Origin of the sequence: Streptococcus symci (genome assembly GCF_006385165.1) — a bacterium.
Classification (GTDB): Bacteria; Bacillota; Bacilli; order Lactobacillales; family Streptococcaceae; genus Streptococcus; species Streptococcus symci.
Genome location: NZ_VFJA01000001.1, coordinates 151404 through 163311, shown reverse-complemented (window position 1 = coordinate 163311; position 11908 = coordinate 151404). Strand labels below are relative to the sequence as shown.

The 11908-nt window shown below is 43.6% G+C and carries 11 protein-coding genes and 1 riboswitch; of the genes, 6 read left to right on the top strand and 5 right to left on the bottom strand.

Annotation, left to right across the window (positions count from 1 at the left end; all coding sequences use genetic code 11):
• Positions 1–146: 146 nt before the first annotated feature.
• A riboswitch (M-box (ykoK) riboswitch) is annotated at positions 147–299 on the bottom strand.
• 56 nt (positions 300–355) lie between these two features.
• Complete coding sequence (locus FJN11_RS00780) at positions 356–1417, bottom strand: M24 family metallopeptidase (RefSeq protein WP_049552558.1); 1062 nt, start codon at positions 1415–1417, stop codon at positions 356–358.
• The gene (gene uvrA / locus FJN11_RS00775) at positions 1410–4241 is read right to left on the bottom strand and encodes an excinuclease ABC subunit UvrA (RefSeq protein ID WP_140223840.1); all 2832 of its coding nucleotides are present in this window, start codon (positions 4239–4241) and stop codon (positions 1410–1412) included. Before uvrA ends, FJN11_RS00780 begins: the two co-directional genes overlap by 8 nt.
• A gap of 131 nt (positions 4242–4372) precedes the next feature.
• On the opposite strand from uvrA, the gene FJN11_RS00770 reads away from it, so the two are divergent.
• From FJN11_RS00770 to FJN11_RS00755, 4 genes are all read left to right on the top strand, one after another.
• The gene (locus FJN11_RS00770) at positions 4373–5317 is read left to right on the top strand and encodes a magnesium transporter CorA family protein (protein ID WP_000815623.1); all 945 of its coding nucleotides are present in this window, start codon (positions 4373–4375) and stop codon (positions 5315–5317) included.
• 11 nt (positions 5318–5328) lie between these two features.
• Entirely contained in the window at positions 5329–6006 is a 678-nt protein-coding gene (locus tag FJN11_RS00765; RefSeq protein ID WP_050252494.1) for a DUF1129 domain-containing protein, read from the top strand.
• Positions 6007–6153: 147 nt separating this feature from the next.
• A complete protein-coding gene (locus tag FJN11_RS00760) occupies positions 6154–7188 on the top strand; it encodes a S66 family peptidase (RefSeq protein ID WP_140223839.1) in 1035 nt (344 codons plus the stop codon).
• 105 nt (positions 7189–7293) lie between these two features.
• Complete coding sequence (locus FJN11_RS00755; protein WP_000166114.1) at positions 7294–7557, top strand: SemiSWEET family transporter; 264 nt, start codon at positions 7294–7296, stop codon at positions 7555–7557.
• Between the two features lie 84 nt (positions 7558–7641).
• On the opposite strand, the gene FJN11_RS00750 is transcribed toward FJN11_RS00755, so the two are convergent.
• Genes FJN11_RS00750 through mutL form a run of 3 tightly spaced genes read right to left on the bottom strand, consistent with a single transcriptional unit; the run spans position 7642 to position 10773 of the window.
• Positions 7642–8205 (bottom strand): DNA-3-methyladenine glycosylase I, encoded by a 564-nt coding sequence (locus tag FJN11_RS00750; RefSeq protein ID WP_140223838.1) that lies wholly within the window; start codon positions 8203–8205, stop codon positions 7642–7644.
• Positions 8206–8214: 9 nt separating this feature from the next.
• Entirely contained in the window at positions 8215–8808 is a 594-nt protein-coding gene (gene ruvA, locus FJN11_RS00745; RefSeq protein WP_140223837.1) for a Holliday junction branch migration protein RuvA, read from the bottom strand.
• A 15-nt stretch (positions 8809–8823) separates the two neighbouring features.
• Entirely contained in the window at positions 8824–10773 is a 1950-nt protein-coding gene (gene mutL, locus FJN11_RS00740) for a DNA mismatch repair endonuclease MutL (RefSeq protein ID WP_140223836.1), read from the bottom strand.
• 204 nt (positions 10774–10977) lie between these two features.
• Between mutL and FJN11_RS00730 the strand changes: the two genes are divergently transcribed.
• Both FJN11_RS00730 and FJN11_RS00725 read left to right on the top strand, forming a co-directional pair.
• Positions 10978–11418: a LytTR family DNA-binding domain-containing protein gene (locus FJN11_RS00730; RefSeq protein WP_140223835.1), complete on the top strand. Its 441-nt coding sequence runs from the start codon at positions 10978–10980 to the stop codon at positions 11416–11418.
• Positions 11415–11873: a DUF3021 domain-containing protein gene (locus tag FJN11_RS00725; protein WP_049552431.1), complete on the top strand. Its 459-nt coding sequence runs from the start codon at positions 11415–11417 to the stop codon at positions 11871–11873. The genes FJN11_RS00730 and FJN11_RS00725 overlap by 4 nt, the downstream gene beginning before the upstream one ends.
• Positions 11874–11908 lie beyond the last annotated feature (35 nt).

Here is an 11908-nt window from a genome sequence, read left to right as displayed (position 1 = left end):
TCACTTTATAAGGGTAGAACGACACAAATCAGCGATTGGCTGTGTATGTGCGGTTCCGGATGATCGTCAATTTGCATCGTCTATCTCCTTTCTTTGTTTTTAAACAGTAGAAAATCCCACCATAAAATGGCAGGATTAAAAAACTAACTATCTGTTTTTCGTTCAAGCTTTAACTCCATAGGGCAATGTAATGAGCTTAGTCTTGGCCTTCGCGACCAGGACTGTTGACCAACGAGTAGTGTCTCCACTGCTTTGCGGTAGTCATCCGTATCCCTATGGTAGCCTCACCTACCGTTTTCGTCTTTCAGTATAAACCTTTAAAATTTAAAAGTCAATCATTTGAGCTGCTTGACTATTAAATGACTATCAACTCTTTTGGAGCAAGGGTCAATAATTCACAACCTGACTCTGTAATCAGGATATCATCCTCGATACGAACGCCATATTTGCCTTCGATATAGATACCTGGCTCATCTGTCAAGGCCATACCTGCCTTAATAGTTTCTGTAGAAGTCTGGCTAAAGTATGGTTCCTCATGAATATCCAGTCCAATACCGTGTCCGATACCGTGAGTAAAGTAGTCGCCATAACCTGCCTCAATGATAATATCACGAGGAATTTTGTCAAAGTCTCGGAAACTTAATCCTGCCTTAGCCTGGTCAATCAAGGCTTGGTTGGCTTTGAGAACCGTATTGTAAATCTCTGCCTGCTCATCGCTGACATGCCCCAGATAGATAGTCCGTGTCATATCACTGACATAGTGGTCATAAAGGCAACCGAAGTCCATAGTAATGGCTTCTCCCAATTCCACTGGTTTGTGCATTGGATGGGCATGGGGTTTAGAAGAATTGATACCGCTAGCTAGAATGGTGTCAAAAGACAAGCCAGATGCTCCCAACTCACGCATGCGGAAGTCAAGGAAGTTGGCAATCTCAATCTCAGTCTTTCCTGGTTTGATAAAGTCAAGTGCATCGCGGAAAGCTTGGTCTGATATAGAACAAGCCTTGCGAATAGCTGCAATCTCCGCTTCATCCTTAATCATTCGAAGACCTTCAACAAACTGAGTCTGTGGAAGCAAGTCAATTCCTTCAAAGGTTGCCTGCATACGGTGATAATAAGACACTGAAATCTCGTCCTCAAAACCGATTCGAGACAAGCCCATGTCCTTGACAATTCCGGCAATGACAGCCAATTCATCACGGTCAGCTACAATTTCAAAACCACTGGTTTCTTGCTTGGCTGCAATGATATAGCGAGAGTCTGTCACCAAGACCTGACGGTCACGGCTGATAAAGACTGTTCCGTTTGAGCCCCAAAAACCAGTCAAATAATAGACGTTTTTAAGGTTATTGATGATGATGCCATCTAGTTCTTTTTCTTGCATTTTAGCTAGAAATGCTTGTACGCGTTTATTCATGATGTAACTTTCCTTTCAAATACTGTCCTGTGTAGCTGGCTTCGTTGGCCGCTACTTCTTCTGGAGTTCCTGTTGCGATGATGGTTCCACCACCGACACCGCCCTCAGGTCCCAAGTCAATAATATGGTCTGCCGTCTTAATAACATCTAGATTGTGCTCGATAACAAGGACTGTATTGCCATCGTCTACAAAGCGAGCTAAAACCTTGAGCAAGCGAGCGATATCCTCGGTATGAAGCCCTGTCGTCGGCTCATCCAGAATGTAGAAAGATTTTCCTGTCGATCGTTTGTGAAGTTCGCTAGCCAACTTCATACGCTGGGCTTCTCCTCCAGAAAGGGTGGTAGCTGGTTGACCTAGCGTCACATAGCCCAACCCTACATCCTTGATGGTCTGAAGTTTGCGTTGAATTTTAGGAATATGTTGGAAGAATTCTACCGCATCGTTGACAGTCATGTCCAAGACCTGCGAGATATTTTTTTCCTTGTAGTGAACTTCTAGGGTTTCACTGTTGTAGCGGGTTCCGTGGCAGACCTCACAAGCTACATAAACATCTGGCAAGAAGTGCATCTCAATCTTAATGATCCCGTCGCCTGAGCAAGCTTCACAACGACCTCCCTTAACGTTGAAACTAAAACGTCCCTTCTTGTAACCACGAATCTTGGCTTCGTTTGTTTGAGCAAAAAGGTCACGTATATCGTCAAAAACTCCTGTATAGGTAGCTGGGTTGGACCTCGGCGTTCGCCCGATTGGACTCTGGTCAATGTCAATCAAGCGGTCTACATGCTCAATCCCTGTAATGGTTTTGAATTTACCTGGTTTGTCTGAATTGCGGTTGAGCTTTTGGGCAATCGCTTTTTTGAGAATGCTGTTGATGAGGGTCGATTTCCCTGAACCCGACACCCCTGTCACTGCGATAAATTTCCCTAGTGGGAAGCGAGCAGTGACATTTTGCAAGTTGTTCTCACGCGCTCCTGTCACTTCGATAAAACGACCATTACCAGTACGGCGCTCTGTTGGCACTGGAATAGCACGTTTACCTGACAAGTACTGGCCTGTGATAGACTTGCTGTTACGAGCTACCTGTTTAGGCGTACCTGCAGCAACAATCTCCCCACCAAAAACACCGGCACCGGGACCAACGTCAATCAGATAATCCGCTTCGCGCATGGTATCTTCGTCATGTTCCACCACAATGAGTGTATTACCCAAGTCGCGCATCTTTTTGAGACTAGCAATCAGACGGTCATTGTCCCTCTGGTGAAGACCGATTGACGGCTCATCTAGGATATAGAGGACACCTGAGAGGTTGGAGCCAATCTGGGTTGCCAAACGAATACGCTGACTTTCCCCACCTGAAAGAGTTCCTGCCGAACGAGACAGAGTCAGATAGTTAAGACCCACGTTATTAAGGAAGGTCAAACGGTCCTTGATTTCCTTGAGAATGGGACGAGCAATAATAGCTTCATTTTCAGACAAGGTTAGCTGACTCACCAACTCCAAGTGGTCAGCGATAGATAGGTCTGAAATTTCTCCGATATGTGGCCCTTGCTCACCACCCACACGAACAGACAGGGCCTGGTCATTGAGACGATAGCCGTGACAGGTTCCGCAGGTCAGCTCATTCATGTAGAGGCGCATCTGGGTACGAGTGTAATCGCTGTTTGTCTCGTGATAGCGACGCTTGATATTATTGACAACTCCCTCAAAAGGAATGTCAATATCACGCACACCACCAAATTCATTCTCATAGCGGAAATGGAATTCCTTGCCATCAGAGCCATAGAGAATCAAGTTCTTATCCTCTTCTGACAAGTCCTCAAAAGGCTTATCCATATCCACTCCAAAGGCTGTCATAGCCTGCTCTAGCATGTTTGGATAGTAGTTGGATGAGATAGGATTCCAAGGAGCCAAGGCTCCCTCGCGTAGCGTTTTGCTGGCATCTGGCACCACCAAATCAGTATCCACCTCCAGCTTGATACCCAAGCCATCACACTCACTACAAGAACCAAAAGGAGCATTGAATGAGAAGAGACGTGGCTCTAACTCTGGAACAGTAAAGCCACAAACTGGACAGGCATAATGCTCAGAAAAGAGCAACTCCGAATCGTCCATGGTGTCGATAATGACATAGCCTTCTGCGATACGAAGGGCAGCCTCGATTGAGTCGAAGAGACGGCTACGAATGCCCTCCTTGATGACAATACGGTCAACCACGACATCGATATTGTGTTGCTTACTCTTAGACAGCTCAGGCACTTCGGTCACATCATAGACTTCCCCATCCACACGGACACGAACATACCCATCTTTCTGAACCTTCTCGATAACACTCTTATGTTGGCCTTTTTTCTTGCGGATGACAGGGGCCAAAATCTGCAAGCGCTGGCGTTCAGGCAATTCTAAAACCTTATCCACGATTTGCTCCACAGAAGAAGCCTTGATAGCTCCATGCCCGTTGATACAGTAAGGCGTCCCCACACGTGCGTAGAGGAGACGCAGATAGTCATTGATTTCAGTCGTGGTTCCAACCGTCGAGCGAGGGTTTTTACTAGTCGTTTTCTGGTCGATAGAAATAGCTGGGCTGAGACCATCAATAGCATCTACATCAGGCTTCTCCATATTCCCCAAGAACTGACGAGCATAGGCTGACAAACTCTCCACATAGCGACGTTGTCCCTCCGCATAGAGGGTATCAAAGGCCAGACTGGATTTCCCTGAACCTGACAAACCAGTCACAACAACTAGCTTGTCTCGTGGAATCTCCACATCAATATTTTTTAAATTATGGGCACGCGCCCCATGAATGACAATTTTATCTTGCATTTTTGTTCTTTCTAGTCCATTATTGCTTACCATTATACCAAAAAAAGTGAGATTCTATTACCCAAAAGGCCGATTTTGTAGTATAATAGTACGGTGTGAAAAAATCTGAAAAATGAGAAAGGATAAGGGATATGAAACAAGTTTTTCTCTCTACAACAACTGAATTTAAAGAGATCGATACACTTGAACCGGGTACTTGGATCAATCTCGTCAATCCGACTCAAAATGAATCACTCGAAATCGCTAACGCCTTCGATATCGATATTGCCGACCTTCGAGCACCGCTCGATGCGGAAGAAATGTCTCGTATTACGATTGAAGACGAGTACACCCTGATTATCGTTGACGTGCCGGTCACAGAAGAAAGAAATAACCGCACCTACTACGTAACCATCCCGCTTGGTATTATTATCACAGAGGAAACCATTATCACTACTTGTTTGGAACCATTACCGGTCCTCGATGTCTTTATCAACCGTCGATTGCGTAATTTCTACACCTTCATGCGTTCGCGTTTCATTTTCCAGATTCTCTATCGCAATGCAGAGCTTTACCTAACAGCCCTTCGTTCAATTGACCGCAAGAGTGAACAAATCGAAAGTCAACTGCATCAATCAACTCGTAATGAAGAATTGATTGAGCTCATGGAATTGGAAAAAACCATCGTCTATTTCAAGGCCTCCCTCAAAACAAATGAGCGCGTGATTAAGAAATTGACCAGCTCAACCAGCAATATCAAGAAATACCTTGAGGACGAAGACCTGCTTGAAGATACCTTGATTGAAACCCAACAGGCCATCGAGATGGCAGACATTTATGGAAACGTCTTGCACTCTATGACAGAGACCTTTGCCTCTATCATTTCTAACAACCAGAACAACATCATGAAAACCTTGGCCCTTGTGACCATCGTCATGTCCATCCCAACCATGGTCTTTTCTGCCTACGGGATGAACTTTAAGGATAATGAAATCCCCCTAAACGGCGAGCCGAATGCCTTCTGGTTAATCGTCTTTATTGCCTTTGCTATGAGTGTCTCGCTCACTCTCTATCTCATCCATAAAAAATGGTTCTAAGAGGAGTTCCTATGTCTCAGATTGATCTACAAAAATTAACAAAGAAAAACCAAGAATTTGTCCATATCGCTACCCAACAATTCATCAAAGATGGGAAAACAGACGCTGAAATTAAGGCTATTTTTGAGGAAGTTATTCCCCAAATCCTTGAGGAGCAATCTAAAGGTACGACTGCTCGTTCCCTCTATGGCGCACCGACCCATTGGGCTCATAGTTTCACTGTCAAGGAACAATATGAAAAAGAGCATCCAAAAGAAAATGATGATCCAAAACTGATGATTATGGATTCAGCTCTTTTCATCACTAGCCTCTTTGCCCTCGTCAGCGCACTCACAACTTTCTTTGCGGCAGATCAAGCTTTCGGCTATGGATTTGTCACTCTCTTATTAGTTGGACTTGTTGGTGGATTTGCCTTCTACTTGATGTACTACTTTGTTTACCAATACTATGGACCAGATATGGATCGAAGTCAACGCCCACCTTTCTGGAAATCTGTACTAGTTATCCTAGCTTCTATGTTTCTTTGGTTGCTTGTCTTCTTTGCAACCAGCTTCCTACCAGCTAGCCTTAACCCAGTACTTGCTCCATTACCACTAGCTATTATCGGAGCAGCCCTCCTAGCCCTTCGCTTCTATCTCAAGAAACGCTTGAATATCCGTAGCGCAAGTGCAGGACCAACACGTTATTAAGAATAAGATAACGATAAAAGCAACCGCAGGCGCGGTTGCTTTTTCACGGCTCTTTTTTGATTTTAAAGTATTCTTCTGACATCCCACATAGCTCTATCTAATCTTTTGTGATAAAATAGGCTCAATCTATTTCTAGGAGGATAAAATATGATTTCTACTATTGGTATTGTTAGTTTATCTAGTGGCATTATCGGAGAAGACTTTGTCAAACACGAAGTGGACTTGGGTGTCCAACGTCTCAAGGACCTGGGACTCAATTCTATCTTTTTACCCCATTCTCTAAAAGGCTTAGACTTTATCAAGGGCCATCCTGAAGCTCGTGCAGAGGATTTGATGCAAGCCTTTTCTGATGATAACATCGACATGATCCTATGTGCCATCGGTGGAGACGATACCTATCGCTTACTACCTTATCTTTTTGAAAATGACCAACTACAAAAGGTTATCAAACAAAAAATTTTTCTTGGCTTCTCGGATACAACCATGAACCACCTCATGTTGCATAAACTAGGAATCAAGACTTTTTATGGTCAATCCTTTTTAGCAGACATTTGTGAATTAGACAAGGAAATGCTGCCCTATAGCCTTCACTACTTTAAAGAATTGATTGAGACGGGAAGAATATCAGAAATCCGCCCTAGCAATGTTTGGTATGAGGAAAGGACTGACTTCAGTCCCAAAGCTCTGGGAACACCTCGCATCAGTCATGCAAATACTGGTTTCGAGCTGTTGTGGGGAAATGCCCAGTTCGAGGGAAAAATCCTCGGTGGTTGTCTCGAATCCCTCTACGATATCTTTGACAACTCTCGATACGCAGATAGCACGGAGCTATGCCAAAAATACAAACTCTTCCCTGACTTATCAGACTGGGAAGGAAAAATCCTCTTGCTAGAAACAAGCGAAGAAAAGCCTGAACCAGAAGACTTCAAAAAGATGTTGCGAACTTTAAAAGACACTGGCATATTCGAGGGCATCAGTGGACTCCTGGTCGGAAAACCTATGGATGAAACTTTCTATGACGACTATAAAGAGGCACTATTGGATATCATTGGCAGCAATATCCCGATTGTCTATAATCTCAATGTCGGCCACGCAACTCCAAGAGCCATTATTCCCTTCGGAGTCCACGCCCACGTAGATGCAAAAGAGCAAGTCATTCGCTTTGACTATAACAAAAAATAAATAGTTTCTCTATTTTTGTGCTTTTGTATTGGTTTTCGTTACAATTTGTATCTGAATTTATTGCATTTCGCTAATTTCTATGATATCCTTTTGAAGGAGGTGTATATGACAAAACAAAAAATTAATCGAATCGTAGGTTCTATTGGTGCCTTTATTGGAATTATAGTATTTATTGCCTACATACCTCAAATTATCGCTAATTTACAGGGAAATAAAGCTCAACCATTTCAACCTTTATCAGCTGCTATATCTTGCTTAATCTGGGTTATTTATGGATGGACAAAAGAACCTAAGAAGGATTGGATACTAATCATTCCAAATTCAGCCGGTGTTATTTTAGGTGGAATCACTTTTTTGACTTCACTCTAACAAATCTAATAGTATATATAAAAAGCTGGGAAAAATTTCTCAGCTTTTTTCTATATTCTCAGATATTCTAGTTACCTATACTCACTAATTGCTGCTTTTCCACTCACAATCGTTCTCGTGGTCATCAACTAGCCCTACAGCCTGTAGAAAAGACAAGACGGCTACTGGTCCTGTGAACTTGAAACCTCGTTTTTTGAGATCTTTGGCTAATTTTTCAGACAAAGCTGTTTTAGCTGGGGCTAGGCGGTAATCGGGAACATCATTAACGACAGTTTTCCCCTCAACAAAAGACCAAAGATAGGCATCAAAAGAGCCATATTCTTCCTGTAATCGTAAAAACGCTTGGGCGTTAGCGCGTGTAGCAAAAATCTTGGCTCTATTTCGGATGATGGCTGGATTCTCCAGCAAGTCTTCCAGTTCGGTGTCATTCATCTCTGCAACCGCTTGAATTTGATAACCATGAAAGGCTTCTCGGAAAGCTTGACGTTTGTTGAGCACCGTTTCCCAAGACAAGCCTGCCTGATAGGTTTCCATGCACAATAACTCAAACAATACTTGGTCATCATGGAGGGGCTGACCCCATTCCTCATCATGATAGGCAATGTAGAGCGGATTGGTCATCTTGACCCACGAACAACGTTTTGTCATGCTCTGCTCCTATTTGACCAACATTTTAAGGGCCGACTTGATATAGTTCTCAGCTGTATCTGTCGTTCCTTCAAAGAATTTTTTGATTTTCTTGAGCTCAGCTGCCTTGTAGCCCAGTGCCAACATGGCTTCCATAGCTTCTTCCAATTCTTGGTTTTCAGAGCTAGCTTGCACTGCTACCTTGGCAGGAAGGTCATCTCCAGAAACTACTACCTTGCCTTCCAAGTCCAGCACCATCTGCTGGGCTGTTTTCTTGCCAATTTTAGGGAACTTAGTCAAGTAGGTGATGTTCTTGGTTTCAATGGCTTGAACCAAGCCAGCATTGTCATCAGCAGCGATAATAGCCAGAGCTGATACAGGGCCAATTCCAGAAACCGAAATCAGACTGAGAAAGAGCTTTTTCTCATCTTCTGATCGAAATCCATAAAGTAGATGAGCGTCCTCACGCACGACCTGATGCACAAAAATTTGGGCTTCTTGGTTAACTTGCCCTGAGTAAGCATAGGGATTGGCCACATGCAGGATATAACCGATACCGTTGACTTCAAGCACAATGTATTTAGCAGTGATTTTGGTAATGATTCCTTTTAAATATTCGTACATAGTTTTCCTTTTAGTTTAATATTTCCCCAACTCACGGAGACTGGTGTGATTTTCCTGAATGCGTCGGAACATCTTTTCCATATCCGACTTGGTAAAATGCACCAAAACAGGGCGTCCGTGGGGACAGTTATAGGGATTGTCACATTGAGAAAGTTGATAGAGGAGCTGTCTAGCCGAATGGTCATCAATATGATGATTGGCCTTGATAGACCGCTTGCAGGACATCATGATAGCCAGCTCTGCCCGGTATTTCTTGATAGAAACTTCCTTGGTCAAAAGGAGCATGTCGCACATCTCATAGATACCTGATTCAATCTCTTCTTCTACCATCCAAATAGGATGTTCACGTAAGATGAATTGATTTTCTCCGTACTCTGATAGAAAGACGCCCACTTCCTCCAAATGTGCCATTCTTTCCTTGAGACGAAGGGCATCATCTGCAGGAAATTCAAAGATGTAGGGCACTAGAAGTTGCTGCTGGCTCTGGTCAACATCACCAATGCTTTCACGGTACTCTTCGTACTTAACCCGCTCCTGAGCCGCATGTTGGTCTATGATATAGAGCCCATCTCGCCCTTGGGCAAAGAGATAGGTTCCATGCATTTGCCCGAAAAATTCCAACTCTGGAAAGCTTGAAGATTCTTCTCGCTCCAGCTTGTCATAAGCCTTATCGAGACTAGCTAGGTCTAACTCTGGATGGTCTAGTTGGTCATAGTTAGCAGGTTTTCTCTCTGCAAAATGCAGTTTTGCTGGCTTGGTTAACTGATCTAAAGTTTCCTTTGCAAATAGGGTTAAGTCCTGCCCTTCCTCAGTTAATTCAACCTGATAATCAGCCACCTCAGCTTGACTAGGTCTTGTCGGCTCAGTATTCTCATAGTAGAGCGTATTTTCTTTGAGTGGGAGAATGGTCTGCTCCACCTTCTCACGATTGCGCACGGTCGATTTGGCAAGATTTTCCAAGGCATCAGGTATCAAGGTTTGTTCCTTGAGACTGTTGGAAATAGCTTCTGAAACCAAGGCCATCAATTCTTTTTCCTTGGAAATCCGCACCTCTTGCTTAGTCGGATGCACATTGACATCCGCTAGATAAGGATCAATATGGATATGAATGACAGCCAACGGAAAGCGTCCCACCATGAGCTTACTTCCGTAACCATCTAAAATAGCACGATTGAGCAGGAAGTTCTTGATATAACGGCCATTGATGAAGAGACTGATATAGTTGCGGTTGGCTCTAGTTAACTCAGGCAAGGACACAAAACCAGAAATTTCGAAATCAAGGTCAGAATTCTCAATTTCAATCATCTTCTTGGCACTCGCCAAACCGTAAATCCCTGCGATAGCTTGGCGCAGTTGGCCAGTCCCTGCTGTCCGCGTCATTTCCTTGCCATCACTAATCAAACTAAACGAAATCTCAGGATGGGCCAAACCCAGACGGTTGACAATATCAATGATATGAGACAACTCTGCTTGCTGGCTCTTCATATACTTGAGGCGGGCAGGCGTGTTGAAAAAAAGGTCCTCCACACAAACCTTGGTTCCCACAGGACTGGTCGCTGGGATGATTTCCTCTACTTCTCCTCCACGCGCGACCAGCTTGGTCCCGTGACTAGCACCATCTACCGCCGTTAGCAGAGTTAAAACACTAACAGACGCTATAGAAGGAAGGGCTTCACCACGAAAACCAAGCGTCCGAATCCGAAAAAGATCCGCTTGATTTTTGATCTTACTGGTCGCATGGCGACGCAGGGCTAACTCTACTTCATCGTGGGCAATTCCATGACCATTATCTGTGATTTGAATCTTCTTAAGACCAGACTCTTCAATCTCAATGATAATCTGACTAGAGCCAGCATCAATGGCATTTTCTACCAACTCCTTAACAACGCTAGCTGGACGCTCGATAACCTCTCCAGCCGCAATCTGGTTTGCCAGCACCTCTGGCAATTCAATAATATGAGACATCTTTCAGCCCCTTTCTGTATCTGTTTTCCTAGAAATTGATAGTGCTATTATACCATATTTCAGATAGGACAGAAAAGCTCCACCACATAGGAGCCAAATCCCTCCACATAGACAAAGTCCCTTGCCAGGGTCTGGAAAATAGTGTTTAATAAAGATATACAGGAAGTGATCACAACCTTGTATAACTAAAAAGGAGAGAAATTTATGAAAGTAGAACTACAGATTAGTGAAACTTACGAAGAGGAAAAGCTGATTGTTCAAGCACCTCAAGAAACCGATAAAATCCAGAAAGTCATCGAGTTCGCAGAAAATCTTGACCAAAAAGAAACAATCAAAGGAAAGATTGATAATCAGGTCTATCTCGTTGAGATTGGTAAGATACAACGCTTCTATGTCGAGAATCGGAAGGTTCTAGCAGAAACGGCGAGTCAGACCTACAATATTGATTTACGACTCTATCAGGTTCTTGAACTTTTGCCAAGCAATTTTATCCAAATTTCCCAATCAGAAATCATCAATATCAACTCCATCTCTCATCTCAAGCTAACCCCCAACGGCCTAGTAGAAATCTTTCTAAAAAACGAGAGTTTCACCTACTCTTCACGCCGTTACCTAAAAACCATCAAGGAGAAATTAGAACTATGAAAAAACAAGTATTTAACGATGCAGCTGCCGGTATTCTTATCGGCCTCATCCTCTCTATCATCTTTTCACTCATTTATGCACCAAATACCTACGCACCACTAAGTTCCGACTCTCTCATCGGTCAAGTGATGACCCAACATCAGGTTCACGGTGCCCTGGTCTTGCTCTACTGTACACTGATCTGGGCAGCCATTGGTATTCTCTTCAACTTTGGCAAGCGATTATTCAGCCGTGACTGGAGCCTGCTCCGTGCAACTCTGACCCATTTCTTCCTTATGCTAGTAGGATTTATCCCATTAGCAACCCTAGCAGGTTGGTTCCCCTTCCACTGGATTTTCTATCTCCAACTCATTATCGAGTTTGCAATTGTCTACCTCATCATTTGGACTATTTCCTATAAAAGAGCATCAAAAAAAGTAGACCATATCAATCAACTCTTGGAGCATAGAAAGTAATAGCAATAATCCCACTCACAAATGCATGAGTGGGG

Excerpts from the sequence above, each read along its gene's own strand:
- ruvA (WP_140223837.1), bottom strand. The coding sequence starts at position 8,808 with ATGTACGAATATTTAAAAGGAATCATTACCAAAATCACTGCTAAATAC.
- FJN11_RS00730 (WP_140223835.1), top strand. The coding sequence starts at position 10,978 with ATGAAAGTAGAACTACAGATTAGTGAAACTTACGAAGAGGAAAAGCTG.
- FJN11_RS00770 (WP_000815623.1), top strand. The coding sequence starts at position 4,373 with ATGAAACAAGTTTTTCTCTCTACAACAACTGAATTTAAAGAGATCGAT.
- mutL (WP_140223836.1), bottom strand. The coding sequence starts at position 10,773 with ATGTCTCATATTATTGAATTGCCAGAGGTGCTGGCAAACCAGATTGCG.
- FJN11_RS00725 (WP_049552431.1), top strand. The coding sequence starts at position 11,415 with ATGAAAAAACAAGTATTTAACGATGCAGCTGCCGGTATTCTTATCGGC.
- uvrA (WP_140223840.1), bottom strand. The coding sequence starts at position 4,241 with ATGCAAGATAAAATTGTCATTCATGGGGCGCGTGCCCATAATTTAAAA.
- FJN11_RS00780 (WP_049552558.1), bottom strand. The coding sequence starts at position 1,417 with ATGAATAAACGCGTACAAGCATTTCTAGCTAAAATGCAAGAAAAAGAA.
- FJN11_RS00765 (WP_050252494.1), top strand. The coding sequence starts at position 5,329 with ATGTCTCAGATTGATCTACAAAAATTAACAAAGAAAAACCAAGAATTT.
- FJN11_RS00750 (WP_140223838.1), bottom strand. The coding sequence starts at position 8,205 with ATGACAAAACGTTGTTCGTGGGTCAAGATGACCAATCCGCTCTACATT.
- FJN11_RS00760 (WP_140223839.1), top strand. The coding sequence starts at position 6,154 with ATGATTTCTACTATTGGTATTGTTAGTTTATCTAGTGGCATTATCGGA.
- FJN11_RS00755 (WP_000166114.1), top strand. The coding sequence starts at position 7,294 with ATGACAAAACAAAAAATTAATCGAATCGTAGGTTCTATTGGTGCCTTT.